15 protein-coding genes and 1 pseudogene are annotated in these 16,505 nt (G+C 73.7%); 4 read left to right on the top strand and 12 right to left on the bottom strand.

The features are described from left to right. Window positions 1-8: 8 nt before the first annotated feature. The 8 genes from tsaE to galE all read right to left on the bottom strand — a co-directional run bounded on the left by tsaE (window position 9) and on the right by galE (window position 9,777). Window positions 9-635 (bottom strand): tRNA (adenosine(37)-N6)-threonylcarbamoyltransferase complex ATPase subunit type 1 TsaE, encoded by a 627-nt coding sequence (tsaE, locus tag HDA34_RS10005; RefSeq protein WP_122054536.1) that lies wholly within the window; start codon window positions 633-635, stop codon window positions 9-11. After that, on the bottom strand, window positions 632-1,837 hold the full coding sequence (gene alr, locus HDA34_RS10000) for an alanine racemase (protein WP_101967421.1): 1,206 nt from the start codon (window positions 1,835-1,837) through the stop codon (window positions 632-634). The genes tsaE and alr overlap by 4 nt, the downstream gene beginning before the upstream one ends. After that, window positions 1,834-3,411, bottom strand: coding sequence for an NAD(P)H-hydrate dehydratase (locus HDA34_RS09995; protein WP_101967420.1), 1,578 nt, complete (start codon window positions 3,409-3,411; stop codon window positions 1,834-1,836). Before HDA34_RS09995 ends, alr begins: the two co-directional genes overlap by 4 nt. Next, window positions 3,408-3,788 carry a holo-ACP synthase gene (locus tag HDA34_RS09990; RefSeq protein ID WP_010080417.1) on the bottom strand — a complete coding sequence of 127 codons (381 nt, stop codon included), beginning with the start codon at window positions 3,786-3,788 and terminating at the stop codon, window positions 3,408-3,410. Before HDA34_RS09990 ends, HDA34_RS09995 begins: the two co-directional genes overlap by 4 nt. Then, complete coding sequence (locus tag HDA34_RS09985) at window positions 3,785-4,516, bottom strand: ElyC/SanA/YdcF family protein (RefSeq protein WP_101967419.1); 732 nt, start codon at window positions 4,514-4,516, stop codon at window positions 3,785-3,787. Before HDA34_RS09985 ends, HDA34_RS09990 begins: the two co-directional genes overlap by 4 nt. Next, on the bottom strand, window positions 4,513-6,642 hold the full coding sequence (gene glgX / locus HDA34_RS09980; RefSeq protein WP_063190075.1) for a glycogen debranching protein GlgX: 2,130 nt from the start codon (window positions 6,640-6,642) through the stop codon (window positions 4,513-4,515). The genes HDA34_RS09985 and glgX overlap by 4 nt, the downstream gene beginning before the upstream one ends. A gap of 157 nt (window positions 6,643-6,799) precedes the next feature. Then, the gene (gene glmS, locus HDA34_RS09975) at window positions 6,800-8,671 is read right to left on the bottom strand and encodes a glutamine--fructose-6-phosphate transaminase (isomerizing) (protein WP_044659426.1); all 1,872 of its coding nucleotides are present in this window, start codon (window positions 8,669-8,671) and stop codon (window positions 6,800-6,802) included. Window positions 8,672-8,721: 50 nt separating this feature from the next. Beyond that, a complete protein-coding gene (galE, locus tag HDA34_RS09970; protein ID WP_044659425.1) occupies window positions 8,722-9,777 on the bottom strand; it encodes a UDP-glucose 4-epimerase GalE in 1,056 nt (351 codons plus the stop codon). 74 nt (window positions 9,778-9,851) lie between these two features. Between galE and coaA the strand changes: the two genes are divergently transcribed. Genes coaA through mscL form a run of 3 tightly spaced genes read left to right on the top strand, consistent with a single transcriptional unit; the run spans window position 9,852 to window position 12,097 of the window. Then, window positions 9,852-10,862, top strand: coding sequence for a type I pantothenate kinase (gene coaA, locus HDA34_RS09965; protein ID WP_044659424.1), 1,011 nt, complete (start codon window positions 9,852-9,854; stop codon window positions 10,860-10,862). Window positions 10,863-10,865: 3 nt separating this feature from the next. After that, window positions 10,866-11,615, top strand: coding sequence for a M15 family metallopeptidase (locus HDA34_RS09960; RefSeq protein ID WP_123243874.1), 750 nt, complete (start codon window positions 10,866-10,868; stop codon window positions 11,613-11,615). Between the two features lie 59 nt (window positions 11,616-11,674). Next, window positions 11,675-12,097 carry a large conductance mechanosensitive channel protein MscL gene (gene mscL, locus HDA34_RS09955; protein ID WP_044659423.1) on the top strand — a complete coding sequence of 141 codons (423 nt, stop codon included), beginning with the start codon at window positions 11,675-11,677 and terminating at the stop codon, window positions 12,095-12,097. Window positions 12,098-12,191: 94 nt separating this feature from the next. Here the strand turns inward: mscL and HDA34_RS09950 are convergent, their stop codons facing one another. Both HDA34_RS09950 and glmM read right to left on the bottom strand, forming a co-directional pair. Beyond that, window positions 12,192-12,419: a hypothetical protein gene (locus HDA34_RS09950; RefSeq protein WP_010080407.1), complete on the bottom strand. Its 228-nt coding sequence runs from the start codon at window positions 12,417-12,419 to the stop codon at window positions 12,192-12,194. An 8-nt stretch (window positions 12,420-12,427) separates the two neighbouring features. Further along, window positions 12,428-13,783, bottom strand: a complete 1,356-nt coding sequence (gene glmM, locus HDA34_RS09945) for a phosphoglucosamine mutase (RefSeq protein ID WP_180949557.1) — start codon at window positions 13,781-13,783, stop codon at window positions 12,428-12,430. Between the two features lie 160 nt (window positions 13,784-13,943). Between glmM and HDA34_RS09940 the strand changes: the two genes are divergently transcribed. Further along, window positions 13,944-14,744, top strand: a complete 801-nt coding sequence (locus HDA34_RS09940; RefSeq protein ID WP_134377080.1) for a peptidoglycan recognition protein family protein — start codon at window positions 13,944-13,946, stop codon at window positions 14,742-14,744. Between the two features lie 68 nt (window positions 14,745-14,812). Here HDA34_RS09940 and ppk2 read toward each other — a convergent pair. After that, window positions 14,813-15,803, bottom strand: a pseudogene (gene ppk2 / locus HDA34_RS09935) (polyphosphate kinase 2). Window positions 15,804-16,003: 200 nt separating this feature from the next. Continuing rightward, window positions 16,004-16,492, bottom strand: coding sequence for a 30S ribosomal protein S9 (gene rpsI, locus HDA34_RS09930; RefSeq protein ID WP_036317791.1), 489 nt, complete (start codon window positions 16,490-16,492; stop codon window positions 16,004-16,006). Between the last annotated feature and the right edge of the window lie 13 nt (window positions 16,493-16,505).

The raw sequence follows: 16,505 nt of genomic DNA, 5'->3' as shown, positions 1-16,505 counted from the left end.
CCGCCAGTCTACGGAAGCACGACGCCGACCCAGCGCGGGCCGCGGCCGGTCACGACGGCCGAACGCAGCTCCTCGGCCTGGCCCCCGTCCTCGTCGGAGAAGTCGGTGACGATGCCGTCCTCGCCCTCCCCCGCCGGGGCCGCGGGGGCGTCCTCACCCCCGCGGGCCCGGACGATCTCGATGTCCAGCCACGAGGCGTCCGGGTCCTCGGGGAACCCGGCGAGGGACTCGGCCATGCCCCGGCCCCACTCGACGACGGTCACGGAGCGGTCCACGCTCGCGTCGAGGTCGAGGTCCGTGAGCTCCCCCGCCGAGCGCAGCCGGTACGCGTCCACGTGCACGAGGTCCGGGGTGCCCGCCGGGGCGTCGGCCGGGGCGGGGTGGACGCGGGAGAGGACGAACGTCGGCGAGACCACGCCGGAGGCCACGCCGAATCCGCTGGCCAGCCCCTGGGTGAAGGTCGTCTTGCCCGCGCCGAGGTCGCCCGTGAGGATCAGCACGTCGCCGGCGCGGAGCACCCCGGCGAGGGCGCGGCCGAACGCCCGGGTGCCGTCGGCGCCCTCGAGCGGGACCGTCGCCGTCAGCACGGGCTCGGGCAGGGTCGCGCCGGGGGCGGGGATCGCGTGGTCGCTCATGGGCGGGCCTCCTGGGTCGGCGTGGGGTCCACGTGCTGCCGGTCCACGCGGCCTCCGATGCGGGTCACCAGCTCGTAGTTGATCGTCCCGGCGGCCGCGGCCCACTCCTCCACCGGAATGCCGGAGGCCGGTCCGAACAGCTCGACGGCGTCGCCGGGCGCGTCCGCGGCGTCCGGGCCGAGGTCCACCACGAACTGGTCCATCGCGATGCGGCCCACCACGGGGACGGTCCGGCCGCCGACGTGGACGCGCGTGCCCTCGACGACGCGCGGGACGCCGTCGGCGTAGCCGAGGGGCACGAGCCCGAGGGTGGTGGGCTCCGCCGTAACGTGGCGGAACCCGTAGGACACGCCCTGCCCGGCGGGGACGGCCTTGACGTTGGCCAGGACGGTGACGAAGGACATGGCCGGGCGCAGTCCGAACTCGGCCGCGGTGACGTCCGCGAACGGGGAGAGCCCGTACAGGCCCAGGCCGACGCGCACCATGTCCAGGTGCGTGTCCGGCCGGGCGAGGGCGGCGGGCGTGTTGGCCAGGTGGCGCAGCAGCGGGTGGCCGAGCGTCTCGGCGGCCTCGGCGGCCATCCGTTCGAACCGCAGCAGCTGCGCCGTGGTCTCGGCGGCCCGGTCCGGCTCGTCCGCCACGCCGAGGTGGGAGAACACGCCCTCCACCCGCACGAGGCCCGCGGCCTCGAGCTCGGCGGCGCGCGCGACGAGCGCGGGCCACCGCTCGGGCGTGCAGCCGTGGCGGCCCAGGCCGGTGTCCGCCTTCAGATGCAGGACCGCGCGGGCCTCGGGTCCGGCCCCGCCACGGGCCCGCAGCCCGCGGACGGCGTCGGCGACGGCGTCGAGGTCCCAGCCCGAGACGCCGAGGGTCACCTCCGCCTCCACCGCGGCGGCGAAGTCCGTGGCCCCGGTGTGCAGCCACGCGAGCACGGGCAGGGGCACCCCCGCCGCGCGCAGGGCCAGGGCCTCGCGCACGTGGGCCACCCCGAGCCGGTCCGCGCCGGCGGCCGCGGCGGCGCGGGCGACGGCCACCGCGCCGTGGCCGTAGGCGTCGGCCTTGACGACGGCGGTCAGCAGCGGCCGGCCGCCGTCGGGGCGCCGGATCCGCTCCCGCAGCACGCCCACGTTGTGCCGGACGGCCGCCAGGTCGATGCGTGCGGCGCGCTCGGTGTCCGCCGGGTTGACGTCGGCGCGGCTCATCGGACGGCCTCCGGCTCGGCGTCGTCCGGCCACCACAGGTGCGCGACGCGCGCGCCCAGCGCGGTCGGCAGCGTGGCCGTGGTGATCCGCCCGGCGCGGGCCTGGTCGGCCCCGGCCCGGGCGTGCAGCCAGGCGGCGGCGGCCGCGAGCCGGGCCGTGGGCGCCGGGCCGGGATCCTCCCCGGCCCGGCGCGCCCGCGAGCGCCGCGCCACGTCCGCGGCCAGGACGGCACCGATCGCCCCGGAGAGCACGTCGCCGGTGCCGCCCATCGCGAGGTCGGGCCCGCCGCCGGTCACGACCCACGCCTCGCCGTCCGGGGCGACCACGAGGGTGCGCGGGCCCTTGAACAGGACCGTGGCGCCGTGTTCGGACGTCCACGCCCGCAGCGCGGCGAGCGGGTCGGCGGCGTCGGCACCGTCCGCGGGGACGCGCTCGCGCAGGCGGGACCACTCCCCGGCGTGCGGCGTCAGGACCACGGGCGTGCCGGCCGCGCGCAGCGACCGCAGCTCGGCGGCGGTGACCAGGTCCAGGGCCGAGGCGTCGGCGACCAGGGCCGCCTCCGGCCGCTCCTCGAGCGCGGCGAGGACGCCGGCCCAGCGCCGCCGCGCGTCGTGCTCGGTGTCCAGGCCGGGGCCGGCCACCCAGGCGTCCGCGCGCGACGGCTCGGGCCCCTCCGCCGAGACCAGCGCCTCGGGGTGGGCGGCGAGCACCAGGTCCCGGGTGGTCTGCGGCCCGGCGTGGTGCACCATGCCCGCGCCCGTGTGCAGCGCGCCCGCGCTCGCGAGCACGGCGGCCCCCGGGTAGCGCTCCGATCCGGCGACGACGGCCACCACGCCGCGCGTGTACTTGTGGGCCTCGGCCGCGGGGGCCGGGTGGGCGGTCCGTGCGGCGGCCTCGTCCATCACGCCCAGCCGCGCGGCCGGCGACGTCGGCAGGTGCGGTCCCAGCCCGATGTCCACCACGTGCACGGTGCCCGCGCGCGCCGCCCCCTCCCCGAGGACGAGACCGGACTTGAGGGCGCCGAACGTCACGGTCGTGTCCGCGCGGAGGGCCTCCCCCCGCACCTCGCCGGTGTCCGCGTCCACGCCGGAGGGCACGTCGCACGCCAGCACGAGCGCCTCCGCCGGCAGCGCGCGCGCCGCAGCGGGCAGCTCATACTCGCCGGTGAAGCCCGTGCCGAGCACGCCGTCCACCACGAGCGCGGCCTCGGGCGGCACCGCGTCGGCGCGGCGTCCCCCGGCCGCTCGCAGCGCAGCCCAGCCCTCGGCGTGCCAGCGCGGGGCGCCGTCGTCGTCCCGGCGGACGGGCACGGCGACCGCGGCCACGCCCCGGCCGCGCAGGAAGGCGAGGGCGAACAGCGCGTCCCCGCCGTTGTTGCCGGGCCCGACGAGGGCGGCCACGGTCGCCCCGGCCACCGGGCCGCGCTCACGCAGCAGGGCGGCGGCGTGCTCGGCCAGGGCCCAGGCGGCGGCGCGCATCAGCTCCGGGCCGCGGCCGGCCGTGAGCAGGGGCTCCTCGGCCGTGCGCACGGCCGAGCCGGTCACGGCGATGCGGGTCAGGTCATCGGCGGTCATGCGGACTCCTCCTCGGCCGCGCGGCGTTCGGCGACCACGTAGGCGGTGGCGACGTCCCCGTCATGACTGAGGGAGAGGTGCCAGTGGGTGATGCCCAGGGCCTCGGCCTGGGCCTGGACGGTGCCGGTCAGGTGCACGGTGGGGCGGCCGTCGCCGTGGTCCGGGCGCGGGATCCAGCAGTGGTGCCACATCATCCCGGGCGGGGCGCCCATGGCCTTGGCGATCGCCTCCTTGGCGGCGAAGCGCGCGGCCAGCGAGCGCAGCGGCAGGTCCCGCTCGTCCTCGGTGAACAGGCGTGCGCGCAGCGCCGGCGTGCGCTCGAGCTGCGCCCGGAACCGCGGGACGTCCACCACGTCCACCCCCACGCCGACGATCACGTCGCCCCCGCCCGCCGAGCGCCCACGACGACGGCGCCGGCCTCGTCCCCGACGGGCTGCCCGCGCAGTCGCTTGGCCAGGTCCAGCGGCCACTGCAGCACGCCGGGCAGCTGCTGGTCACAGCCCGGCGTGAGCATCGCCTTCCCGTAGGCCAGCACGCCGTAGACGCCGTGCTGCAGGCGGCCGAGCCGGTCGAAGCCGGCGTCGAACGCGTACAGGGACACACGGCCCTCCTCGGGGGTGAAGCACCGCTCCGCCAGCAGCCGCGCGCGCTCCACGTGCTGGTGGAAGGTGAGCACGCCCAGGTGGTGCAGGCCGAGCTCGCGCATGCGGTCGCCCGCGTGGATGACCTCGCCCTGGGTGGTCACCGGATCGGGCGCGAAGCACTCGACGGTGACGCCGGCCAGCCGCGGGTCGCGCTCCTCCGGGCCGCCGCACAGCTTCTCGTGCCCGTCCGGCCCCAGGTACGCGGAGACGAAGAGCCGGTCGGTGAGGCCGGACGCGGCGAGCTCGATCGCGGCGTCGTAGACGCGGGGCTGGCTGTAGAGGACGAGGAGGGCGTCCACACGCGGTGCGTCGTCCGGGTGCGGGTCCGTCACGGCGTGCGTGGCCCACCCCGCGCCGAAGGCCAGTGCCAGCGCCGCCAGGGTGGCCACGGTGGCGCAGAGGGCCCGCGCCCACCGCGGCAGGCCACGGCGGACGCGCCCCCGGTCGACCCGCTCGTTCATGCGCCCTCGGGCACCTGCCGCAGCACGACGGTGGAGCGGGCCGGGAGCTCAAGCACGTCCCCGGCACGCACGCGGGGGCGGGTGCCGTCCGGGGCGACGTGGGACGAGGTGTCCACGACGACCTCCCACTCCGCCGGGAACGTGGGCCCGGGCAGGGTGTACGGCACGGGCTCCCACCACGCGTTCATGAGGACGTAGAAGTCCCGGTAGGGCTCCTCCCCTTCCTCGTCCCCGCGGGTGAGCATGTGCCCGTTGAGGTAGAAGCCGATCGACCGGGCCTCGGCGCCCCAGTCGTCCTCCGTCTTGGCGGTCGCGTCCGGCTCGAGCCACACGATGTCCGGCAGGGGCGCCTCGACGTCGCGGGCCGCGGGGCGACCGTCGAAGTGGTGGCGACGGCGGAACACCGCGTGGTCACGGCGCAGCGCGATCAGGTCGCGGGTGAACGCCACGAGCGAGTCGTCCATGGCGGACCAGTCGATCCACGAGATCTCGTTGTCCTGGCAGTAGACGTTGTTGTTGCCGCCCTGGGTGCGGCCCAGCTCGTCGCCGTGGCTGATCATGGGCACGCCCTGGCTGATCAGCAGGGTGGCCAGGAAGTTGCGGCGCTGGCGGGCGCGGAGCGTCACGACCTCGGGGTCGTCGGTCTCCCCCTCCACGCCGCAGTTCCACGAGCGGTTGTGCGCCTCACCGTCGTTGTTGTCCTCGCCGTTGGCCTCGTTGTGCTTCTCGTTGTAGGAGACGAGGTCGCGCAGCGTGAAGCCGTCGTGGGCCGTGACGAAGTTCACGGACGCACCGGGGCCGCGCCCGTCCCCCTCATAGAGGTCGGCCGAGCCGGTCAGGCGGGTGGCGAACTCGCCGAGGGTGCCGGGCTCGCCGCGCCAGAAGTCGCGCACCGTGTCCCGGTACATGCCGTTCCACTCGGACCAGAGGCCGGGGAAGTTGCCCACCTGGTAGCCGCCCCAGCCCACGTCCCACGGCTCGGCGATGAGCTTGACGGTGCGCAGCACCGGGTCCTGGCGGACCACGTCGAAGAACCCGGAGAACATGTCCGGGCCCTGCTCCCCCTCCACCCGGGTGAGGGTGGTGGCCAGGTCGAACCGGAAGCCGTCCACGTGCATCTCGGTGACCCAGTAGCGCAGGGAGTCCATGACCAGCTGGAGGGCCTTGGGGCTGGAGAGGTCCACCGAGTTCCCGGTGCCCGTGTAGTCCATGTAGTGCCGCTCGTCGCCCTCGACGAGGTGGTAGTAGCCGGCGTTGTCCAGCCCGCGCAGGCTGAGCATGGGGCCCTTGTCGTTGCCCTCGGCCGTGTGGTTGTAGACCACGTCGAGGATCACCTCGAGACCAGCGGCGTGCAGGTCCTTCACCATCTGCTTGAACTCGCGGACCTGGCCGCCCACCTCCGAGGAGGAGGCGTAGGCGGCGTGCGGGGCGAAGAAGCCGAGCGTGTTGTAGCCCCAGTAGTTGCTCAGCCCCTTCTCCTGCAGGGTGGCGTCGTTGACGAACTGGTGCACGGGCATCAGCTCGACGGCGGTCACCCCGAGCTCGGTCAGGTGGCGGACCACCTCCGGGTGGGCCATGCCCGCGTAGGTGCCGCGCAGCTCCTCGGGGACGGCGGGGTGCAGCTTGGTCATGCCCTTGACGTGGGTCTCGTAGATCACCGTGTCCGTGAGCTCGACGGCGGGTGGGGCGTCATCGCCCCAGTCGAAGTCCTCGGCGACGACGACGCCGAGCATGCTCGTGCCCAGGTTGTCCGAGGTGTCGATGCGGTCCGGCTCGTCGAAGTCGTACGAGTGGTGCTGCTGGCCCCACTCGTAGTCGCCGGTGAACGCCCGCGCGTACGGGTCCACGAGGATCTTGGCCGGGTTGTGCCACAGGCCGCGGGCGGGGTCCCAGGGGCCGTGCACGCGGTAGCCGTAGCGCTGCCCGTGGCCGATGCCCGCCACGTGGGCGTGCCATGTGGTGCCGTGCCGCTCCTCGAGAGGGATGCGCGTCTCCGTGCCGTCGTCGGCGACGAGGCACAGCTCGACCGCCTCCACCTCGCGGGAGACCGCGAGGGCGAAGTTGGTGCCGGTCTCGTCCACGGTGGCCCCGAGGGGGTACGGCTGGCCGATCTCCACTGTGTGCATGGCTCTCCGGGGTCTCGTCGTGCGGCCCGCCGGGTGCGGCGGGCCTCCTCGGGGAGTCTACTGGGGCGGGAGGACACCGTCCCGGACGCGTCGCGGGCCCGGCCGCTGTGTGGCGGCCGGGCCCGGCAGGAGAGGTCTCGGTGGCCTCAGCGGCGGATCACTCCACCGTGACGGACTTGGCGAGGTTGCGCGGCTGGTCCACGTCGTAGCCCTTCGCCGTGGCGAGCTCGAGGGCGAAGATCTGCAGCGGGACCGTGGTCAGCAGCGGCATGAGCATCGGCTGGGTCTCGGGGACCTCGAAGACGACCTCGGCCTGGCCGCGCACGGCCGCGTCGCCGCGCTCGGCGACCGCGAAGGTGCGGGCGCCGCGGGCGCGGACCTCCTGGATGTTCGAGACCACCTTGGCGTGCAGCGAGTGACGGTCCATGGGCGAGGGCATGACCACGAAGACCGGCTGGCCGTCGTCGATCAGGGCGATCGGGCCGTGCTTGAGCTCGCCCGCGGCGAAGCCCTCGGCGTGGATGTACGCGAGCTCCTTGAGCTTGAGCGCGCCCTCCATGGCCACCGGGTAGCCCACGTTGCGGCCGAGGAACAGGACGGAGGTGGCGTCGGCCATGGAGCGGGCGAGCTCCTTGACCTGGTCCTTGGCGGCGAGGATCTCCTCGATCTTGCCGGGGATCGCCCCGAGGTCCGCCAGGATGTCCTTGATCTGGCCGCTGAACAGCTTCTTGTTCAGCTGGGCCAGGTACAGGCCCAGCAGGTAGGCGGCGGTGATCTGCGCCAGGAACGCCTTGGTGGAGGCGACGGCGATCTCGGGGCCGGCGTGCGTGTAGAGCACGGCGTCCGACTCGCGCGGGATCGTGGAGCCGTTGGTGTTGCAGATGGACACGGTGCGGGCGCCCTGCTCCTTGGCGTAGCGGACCGCCATGAGGGTGTCCATGGTCTCGCCGGACTGGGAGATGGACACCACGAGGGTGTGCGGGTCGATGATCGGGTCGCGGTAGCGGAACTCGTGGGAGAGCTCCACCTCCACGGGGATCCGGCACCAGTGCTCGATGGCGTACTTGGCCACCGTGCCCGCGTAGGCGGACGTGCCGCACGCCAGGACGATGATCTTGTCGACGGCCTTGAGCTCCTCGGGGTCGATCCGCAGCTCGTCCAGCATCAGGGCGCCGGCGGCGTCCGTGCGGCCCAGCAGGGTGTCCTGCACGGCCTGGGGCTGGTCGTGGATCTCCTTCTCCATGAAGGTCTCGAAGCCGCCCTTCTCCGCGGCCGAGGCGTCCCAGTCCACGGTGAAGCGCTTGCCCTCGGCGGGGCCGCCCCGGAAGTCCGAGATCTCGACGGCGTCGGCCGTGATCGTCACGACCTGGTCCTGCTCGAGCTCGATGGCCTCGCGGGTGAAGTCGATGAAGCCGGAGACGTCCGAGCCGAGGAAGTTCTCCCCCTCGCCCAGGCCGACGACGAGCGGCGAGTTGCGGCGCGAGGCCACCACGCGGTCCGGGTGGTCCACGTGCACGGCCAGCAGGGTGAAGGCACCCTCGAGGCGCTGGGAGGCCAGCTGCATGGCGCGGGTCAGGTCCTGGCCGGCCGCGTTCCGGTAGACGTCGGCGAGGAGGTGGGCGGCCACCTCGGTGTCCGTCTCGGAGAGGAACTCGACGCCCTTGGCGAGCAGCTCCTCGCGCAGCTCGGCGTAGTTCTCGATGATGCCGTTGTGGATCAGCGCCAGGCGGCCCTCGTCCGCCACATGCGGGTGGGCGTTGCGGTCGGTGGGGCCGCCGTGGGTGGCCCACCGGGTGTGGCCGATGCCGACGAGGCCGGTGGGGATGGGGTGCTCGGCGAGCTCCTCGGCGAGGTTGGCGAGCTTGCCCGCCTTCTTCCGGTGGTACAGCTGACCGCCGTCCACCACGGCCACACCGGCGGAGTCGTATCCGCGGTATTCGAGACGGCGCAGGCCCTCCATCAGGACGTCGAGAGCGCCGTGCTCACGATCCGACTGGGGCTGGCCGATGTATCCGACGATTCCGCACATGCGCACGAGAATACCGGGCCGGACCCGACTTCGGCGCACGGCGGGCCGGGTCACTCCGTCCGGGACGAGAACCCCGCGGGGTTGGCCTCCTGCCAGGCCCAGAGGTCCCGCACCATCGCGGTCACATCGCGCCGGGCGTGCCAGCCCACCTCGGCGCCGATCGCGTCCACGGCGGCGCACGACTCGGCGATGTCCCCGGGCCGGCGCTCGACCACGCGGTACGGGATGCGGCCGCCCGTGACCGCCTCGAAGGCGCGCACCATCTCGAACACGGTGACGCCCTCGCCCCGGCCGATGTTCCAGACCCGGGTCGTCGCACCGCCCCCGGCCGCCACGCGGGCCGCGAGCCAGTCGAGCCCGGCCACGTGCGCCTCCGCGAGGTCCATCACGTGGATGAAGTCGCGCACGGCGCTGCCGTCGCGCGTGTCGAAGTCCGCGCCGAACACCCGCAGCTCGGGGTACGCGCCGGAGGCCACCCGCGCCACGAAGGGCATGAGGTTCGCCGGCACCCCGCTCGGGTCCTCGCCCAGCCGCCCGGAGGGATGCGCGCCGACCGGGTTGAAGTAGCGCAGCATCGCCAGCCCGCCGCCGTCGACCGTGGCGCAGACGTCGCGCAGCACCTGCTCCGCCATGAGCTTGGAGTGTCCGTAGGGCGAGACCGGGTCCGTGGCCGCGTCCTCGGCGACCGGCACCGGCGCGCGGTCGCCGTACACGGTCGCGGAGGAGGAGAACAGGACCGTGCGGACGCCGGCCGCGAGCGCGGCCTCGGCGACGGCGGCCGTGCCGCCCACGTTCACGTCGTAGTAGGCGGCGGGGCGGGTCATCGACTCGGTGGGCGACTTCAGCCCGGCGAAGTGCACGAGTGCGGCCGGGCCGAAGTCCGCGAGCGCCCCGCGGTAGTCCTCGGGGCGGCGGATGTCGGCCACGTGCAGGCGCAGCCGCGACCCGCCCAGACGCGTTCCGGCGAGCTCGGCGACGCGCTCGAGCGACGTCGTCGTCGCCGTGACCAGGCTGTCCAGGACGAGGACGTCGTGGCCCGCCTCGAGCAGCGTGAGCACGGTGTGGGATCCGAGGTATCCGGCACCGCCGGTCACGAGAACGCGCATGGGCCGATCCTATCCGGGCCCTGTGACGTCACGCGGGGGCCCGCTCCGGGCGGGCCGCGGCCATAATGGATCGGGTGACCTACACCCCCCCGACCTCCGAGCTGCCCCTCGTGGGCCCCGAGGAGCCCGCGGACGCCGTGCCCGACGGCCACCAGCGCTCCCCCTTCGTGGAGCTGGACCGCCAGACCTGGGCCCGTCTCGCCTCGGAGATGGCGCAGCCCTTCGACCAGGCAGACGTGGAGCGTCTGCGCGGCCTCGGCGAGCATCTGTCCCTGCGCGAGGTCGCCGAGGTCTACCTTCCGCTCTCGCGCCTGCTGAGCATCAACGTGGAGGCCTCCGCGGCCCTGCGCAGCGCGACCAACGCGTTCCTCGGCGAGCGGACGGGGCGCACCCCGTACGTGATCGGGGTGGCCGGGTCGGTCGCCGTCGGCAAGTCGACGACGGCGCGCGTGCTCCAGGAGATGCTGCGCCGCTGGCCGACGACGCCGCGCGTCGAGCTGGTCACCACGGACGGTTTCCTGCACCCCAACGCGGTGCTGCACGAGCGCGGCATCATGTCCCGCAAGGGCTTCCCCGAGTCCTACGACCGCCGCGCGCTGCTGCGCTTCATGGCGGACGTCAAGTCCGGGGCGCAGGAGGTGCGCGCGCCCGTGTACTCGCACATCACCTACGACATCGTGCCGGGCGAGGAACAGGTGGTGCACCGTCCCGACGTGCTGATCGTGGAGGGACTCAACGTGCTGGCCCCGCCGCGCACCCGGGCCGACGGCACCGCCGGGCTCTCCGTCTCCGACTTCTTCGACTTCTCGGTGTACGTGGACGCGCGCGCGTCCTGGATCCGGTCCTGGTACATCGACCGGTTCATGGGTCTGCGCTCGGGGGCCTTCGCCGACCCGCGCAGCTACTTCCACCGGTACTCCTCCCTGTCGGACGCCGAGGCTCAGGCGACGGCCGAGTCCATCTGGGACTCCATCAACGGCCCGAACCTCGAGCAGAACGTGCGCCCGACCCGCGGGCGCGCCCGGCTGGTGCTCACGAAGAACGCGCAACACGAGGTGACCCGCGTGCTGCTGAGGAAGGTCTGACCCATGCGTCGCCCCCTCCCGCTCGCCGCGCTGGCCGCGCTCGCGCTGCTCGCGGCCGGCTGCGGCACGCCCGCCGCGGGCCCGTCCTCGACGCCGACGACGCCGACGTCCGGCTCCGCGAGCGCGGCCGCGTCGTCCCGCGCCGCCTCGAGCACGGCGCCGTCGTCGGGCACGCACGCCGACCCGGCCACCCTCGACGTCGTCGTGAACAAGACCCGCCCCGTGGCCCCGCCCGACTGGGCGCCCTCGGATCTGGTGGCCGTGCCCGGCAGCGAGCTGCCCCTGCGGGCGGAGGCCGCGACGGCGGCCGCTGACCTGCTGGATGCCGCCGCGGCGGCGGGCCACCGCCTCACCACCCTGAGCGCCTACCGCTCGTACGACTACCAGGTCCGGACGTACGGCCACTGGGTCGACGAGCTGGGCCGCGCCGAGGCCGACCGCGTCTCCGCGCGTCCGGGGTACTCCGAGCATCAGACCGGCCTGGCCTGGGACGTGGGCGACGCCGCGACCCCCGCGTGTGACCTGGAAGCGTGCTTCGGCGACACCGCCGCGGGCCGTTGGGTGGCCGCGCACGCCGCCGAGTACGGGTTCGTCATCCGCTACCCCGCCGGGGCCGAGGACGTGACGGGCTTCGCCCACGAGCCCTGGCATCTGCGCTACGTCGGGTCCGCGGAGGCGGCCCGGGTCGAGGCGGCCGGCGGCGTCCTCGAGACCGCGTGGGGTCTGCCGCCGGCGCCGGACTACACGGACTGAGACGCACGACTCGCTCGACCCTGTACCCCGCCGCCTTCGTGACACGTAGGATTCTCCCCATGCTCCAGGGATTCAAAGACTTCATCATGAAGGGCAACGTCCTCGACCTTGCCGTCGCCGTCATCATCGGCGCCGCCTTCGGCAAGATCGTGAACGCGCTCGTCGAGGCGGTCCTCATGCCGCTCATCGCCGCCGCCGTGGGCTCGCCGAACTTCGACTCGTTCGCCGTGCTGACGGTCAACGGCAACGACGTGAAGTTCGGTGTGCTGCTCACCGCGATCGTCAACTTCCTTCTCATCGCCGCGGCCGTGTACTTCGCCATCGTGATGCCGATGAACAAGATGATCGAGGCCCGCAACCGCCGCCTCGGCATCGACCCCGCCGAGGAGGAGGTGGCCGCCGACGTCGCCGTGCTCACCGAGATCCGCGACCTGCTCGCCGAGCGCCGCGGCGGCCCCACCTCCGGGACCACCACCCTCTGATCTCCCCCTGTCCGACGCCGAAGGGCCCGGGACGACTCACACGAGTCGCCCCGGGCCCTTCCTTCATGCCCTCGGCGGCACCGGGGCCGTGCCCTCAGGGCCGCGACGTCGTCCGGTCCGCGCTGGACCCGGCGTCCGGGGCGACCTCCGAGTCCTGCCGGTCCGGATCCAGGCACGGCAACCACTCCACGGGGGCGCTCTGCCGCGCGCACACGGGCGCGTCCACGGCGAGGAACGCGGCCGACCACAGGACCGCCAGCCCCGCGAGCAGCCCCGCGAACAGGGTCCAGCGGCGGGGCCGGGGGGCCGCGTCCGACGTCATCGGTCCGGTCAGTCGTGCAGGCGCAGCTCGCGCTGCACGACGTCGGCCAGCACCTGGGCCTCCCGGCCGGCGGTCTCCTCGTCCGGGGCCTCGACCATGACGCGCACGACCGGTTCCGTGCCCGACGGGCGCAGCAGCACGCGGCCGGTCTCGCCGAGGCGGGCCTCCGCCTCGGCCACCGCCGCCTGGACGGCCTCGTCCTCGGCGGCGCGGGACTTGTCCACGCCGCGCACGTTCACGAGGACCTGGGGCAGCCGGTCCATCACCGCGGCCAGCTCGGAGAGCGGGGTGCCGGTCTCGGCGACGCGCGAGGCGAGCTGCAGGCCGGTGAGGACACCGTCACCGGTGGTGGCGTGGTCCGAGAAGATCACGTGGCCGGACTGCTCGCCGCCGAGCGAGTAGTCGCCGAGCTTCATGCCGGCCAGGACGTAGCGGTCGCCCACCTGGGTCTCGACGAGCTGGACGCCCTCCCGGCCCATGGCCAGCTTCAGGCCCAGGTTGGACATGACGGTCACGACCAGGGTGTCATCCCGCAGGACGCCGCGGTCCTTGAGGGCCACGGCCATGACGCCCATGATCTGGTCGCCGTCGACGACCTCGCCGTGCTCGTCCACGGCGAGGCACCGGTCGGCGTCGCCGTCGTGCGCGATGCCGAGGTCCGCGCCGTGCTCGCGCACGGCCGCCTGGAGCTTCTCGAGGTGGGTGGAGCCGTAGCCGTCGTTGATGTTGAGCCCGTCCGGGGACGCGCCGATCACCACGACCTCCGCGCCGGCGGCGCGGAACGCCTCGGGCGAGCAGCCGGCGGCCGCGCCGTGTGCGCAGTCCAGGACGACCTTGAGCCCGTCCAGCCGGTGCGGGAGGGTCTGCAGGAGGTGGAGGACGTAGCGGTCCTCGGCGTCCGCGAAGACGCGCACGCGGCCCACGTCCGCGCCCTGGGGCCGTCGCGGCGTCACGCCCTCGAGGTGGCGGATGATCTCGTCCTCCTGCGCGTCGGTCAGCTTCTCGCCGCCGCGCGCGAGGAACTTGATGCCGTTGTCCGGGGCCGGGTTGTGGGAGGCGGAGATCATCACGCCGAAGTCGGCGTCCAGGTCCCCCACGAGATAGGCGGCGGCGGGGGTCGGCAGCACGCCGGCGTCCCACACGTCCACGCCCGAGGACGCCAGGCCCGCCTGCACGGCGGCCGTGATGAACTCGCCGCTGATGCGCGGGTCCCGGGCCACGACGGCGACCGGGCGTCGGCCGGCGTCGAAGGCCTCCGCGCCGAGGACGGGCGAGGCGGCCTGGGCCAGCTGGACGGACAACTCCACGGTGAGGGTCTCGTTGGCCAGGCCACGGACGCCATCGGTTCCGAACAATCTCGACATGATCAGTCAGTGTAGGGGCCGCCCCTGCGGCCTGCATCACGGGAGGGTCACGAAACGGGCCGGGGGGCGGTAGCATCGGACCGGTCGAGCCCCCGCGGCCGCGCCCGTCCGCTCACATCCGCCCGGGAGGCCCCGCCCCGAACCCGAAGGACCTCGATCCATGCCCGACGTGACCCCGCCCCCGCTCCCCCATTCCTGGACGCGCCGCAGCGTGCTGGGCGGCACGGGCCTGGCGATCGCTGCCGGCGTGGCCGGCTGCGGGCGTGATGAGCAGGCCGAGCAGAGCTCGGAGGGCGACGAGCAGGCCACCCGCCTGCCCGCCCCGGACATCATCACCACCGCGCAGTGGGGCGCCATGCAGCCCAACTACTACCTGCAGACCCTGAACGAGCGCCCCTCCTACCTGGTGATCCACCACACCACCACGCCGAACGTCACGGACGGCTCCCGGGAGGCGGCGGAGAGCATCGCGCAGGTGGTCCAGAACGCGCACATGAGCCCCGCGAACGACTGGGGCGACACCGGGCAGCACTTCACCGTCTCCCGCGGCGGCTTCGCGATGGAGGGCCGCCACGGCTCCCGGCACGCGCTCGAGGGCGGACAGACGTTCATGCTCGGCGTCCACGCGCTCGGGTTCAACGCGTATGCGCTCGGCATCGAGTGCGAGGGGCTGTACATGCTGAACCCGCCGCCGCAGAGCCTCTACGCCGGCCTGGTGCCGCTCGTCGCCTACATCTGCCAGCAGTACGAGCTGCCGCCGTCCCGCATCATCGGCCACCGCGACGTCACCGCCACCAGCTGCTGCGGCGACGCGTTCTACGCCAAGCTGCCGATGCTGCGCGAGGACGTCCGCCTCTCCCTGGCCTCGGGCGAGTACCACGTCTCGGAGGGCTTCGGGGCGGACAACCTCTTCGACGACGCACACGTCACCCCGGAGTACGTGGAGGAGGAGCGCGGCTGAACCCGCCCCCGCTCCCCACGACGGCGCCCCTCACCGGACGGTGAGGGGCGCCGTCGTGCGCGGCCCGGTCAGCGCACGCGCGGGAACGATCCGCCGGAGACCTCGCCGTACTCGGCCAGCTCGTTGGCCGGGCCGCAGATCTGCGGGTCGGGGCGGTGGACGATGCGCTCGTCCTTGTCCGGGTAGGGCAGCGTGTGCAGCACATGGCGGATGGCCTCGAGGCGGGCGCGCTTCTTGTCGTTCGACTTCACGACGGTCCACGGGGCGTCGGCCGTGTGCGTGTAGAAGAACATGGCCTCCTTCGCGTTCGTGTAGTCGTCCCACTTGTCCAGGGAGGCCAGGTCGGTGGGCGAGAGCTTCCAGCGACGCACGGGGTCGGTCTCCCGCGCGGCGAAGCGGTTGAGCTGCTCGCGCTGGGACACGGAGAACCAGAACTTGATGATGTGCACGCCGGAGTTGACGAGCATGCGCTCCAGCTCAGGGGTCTCGCGCATGAACTCGAGGTACTGCTGCGCCGTGCAGTAGCCCATGACGCGCTCGACGCCGGCCCGGTTGTACCAGGAGCGGTCGAACATCACGATCTCACCGCCGGAGGGCAGGTGCTGGATGTAGCGCTGGAAGTACCACTGCGAGGCCTCCTCCTCCGTGGGCTTCTCCAGGGCCACGGTCCGGGCGCCGCGGGGGTTGAGGTGCTCGTTGAAGCGCTTGATGGCGCCGCCCTTGTCGGCGGCGTCGCGGCCCTCGAAGATGATCAGGACCTTCTGGCCGGTCTCCTTGACCCAGAGCTGCATCTTCAGCAGCTCGATCTGCAGCTCGCGCTTGCGTCGTTCGTAGCTCTTGCGGCTGAGCTTGGTCTTGTACGGGTAGCCCTCACGCCAGGCCTGCGGGTCCGGGGTGGGGGGTCTTCTTCTCCCCGCCGAGCTTGCGGCCCAGCTCCCGGATCTCGTCCACCTCGGCGGCGTAGTCACGGGTCACGGCGAAGGGGGCCTGCGCGGCGTGCTCCGTGCCGTGCTCGCCACGGGTGCGGGGGTCGGGCGTGGGACTCGTGTTCTCGGCCACGGCGGCTCCCGAGGGTGTCTCCGATCGGACCGCGCACCGGACGGGCGAGCGGCCCGTCATGGCGTCGTCGCCATGCGCCTTCATATTACCCCTGGGTCAGGTGCCGCCGGCCCACGGAGACGGCGGACGCCCCGCCCCGCTCGTGAGGAGCGGGACGGGGCGTCGGCGGGGGCACGGTGGGGACACCGTGCGGCGCAGGATCAGCGCTTCGAGAACTGCGAGGCCTTGCGGGCCTTCTTGAGGCCGGCCTTCTTGCGCTCGATGACGCGGGCGTCGCGGGTCAGGAAGCCGGCCTTCTTGAGCGCCGGGCGGTTGTGCTCGCGGTCGATCTCGTTGAGGGCGCGGGAGATGCCCAGGCGCAGCGCACCGGCCTGGCCGGAGGGGCCGCCGCCGTGGATGCGGGCGATCACGTCGTAGGCGCCGGTCAGCTCCAGCAGCGTGAAGGGGTCGGAGACCTCCTGCTGGTGCAGCTTGTTCGGAAAGTAGTTCTCCAGGGCGCGACCGTTGATGGTCCACTGGCCGGAGCCGGGGACGAGGCGCACGCGGGCCACGGCCTCCTTGCGGCGGCCGACGGCGGAGCCGGGCACGGTCAGGGCCGGGCGCTCGGAGGCGACGGGGGCCTCGGCGGCGGCGGTGGACTCAGAGGTGTAGCTCGTCAGCTCCACGTCGTCGTTCTCGTTGATGCTCATGGTTCTCCTCAGG

Origin of the sequence: Micrococcus luteus, from assembly GCF_014138885.1 — a bacterium.
In the GTDB taxonomy this organism is placed as follows: domain Bacteria; phylum Actinomycetota; class Actinomycetes; order Actinomycetales; family Micrococcaceae; genus Micrococcus; species Micrococcus luteus.
Note: the sequence above shows the minus strand (reverse complement) of the source record. Positions and strands in the feature narration are given on the sequence as shown.

Coding starts and splice junctions, on each gene's coding strand:
- tsaE (WP_122054536.1), bottom strand. CDS start 635: ATGAGCGACCACGCGATCCCCGCCCCCGGCGCGACCCTGCCCGAGCCC.
- alr (WP_101967421.1), bottom strand. CDS start 1,837: ATGAGCCGCGCCGACGTCAACCCGGCGGACACCGAGCGCGCCGCACGC.
- HDA34_RS09995 (WP_101967420.1), bottom strand. CDS start 3,411: ATGACCGCCGATGACCTGACCCGCATCGCCGTGACCGGCTCGGCCGTG.
- HDA34_RS09985 (WP_101967419.1), bottom strand. CDS start 4,516: ATGAACGAGCGGGTCGACCGGGGGCGCGTCCGCCGTGGCCTGCCGCGG.
- glgX (WP_063190075.1), bottom strand. CDS start 6,642: ATGCACACAGTGGAGATCGGCCAGCCGTACCCCCTCGGGGCCACCGTG.
- glmS (WP_044659426.1), bottom strand. CDS start 8,671: ATGTGCGGAATCGTCGGATACATCGGCCAGCCCCAGTCGGATCGTGAG.
- galE (WP_044659425.1), bottom strand. CDS start 9,777: ATGCGCGTTCTCGTGACCGGCGGTGCCGGATACCTCGGATCCCACACC.
- HDA34_RS09960 (WP_123243874.1), top strand. CDS start 10,866: ATGCGTCGCCCCCTCCCGCTCGCCGCGCTGGCCGCGCTCGCGCTGCTC.
- mscL (WP_044659423.1), top strand. CDS start 11,675: ATGCTCCAGGGATTCAAAGACTTCATCATGAAGGGCAACGTCCTCGAC.
- HDA34_RS09950 (WP_010080407.1), bottom strand. CDS start 12,419: ATGACGTCGGACGCGGCCCCCCGGCCCCGCCGCTGGACCCTGTTCGCG.
- glmM (WP_180949557.1), bottom strand. CDS start 13,783: ATGTCGAGATTGTTCGGAACCGATGGCGTCCGTGGCCTGGCCAACGAG.
- HDA34_RS09940 (WP_134377080.1), top strand. CDS start 13,944: ATGCCCGACGTGACCCCGCCCCCGCTCCCCCATTCCTGGACGCGCCGC.
- rpsI (WP_036317791.1), bottom strand. CDS start 16,492: ATGAGCATCAACGAGAACGACGACGTGGAGCTGACGAGCTACACCTCT.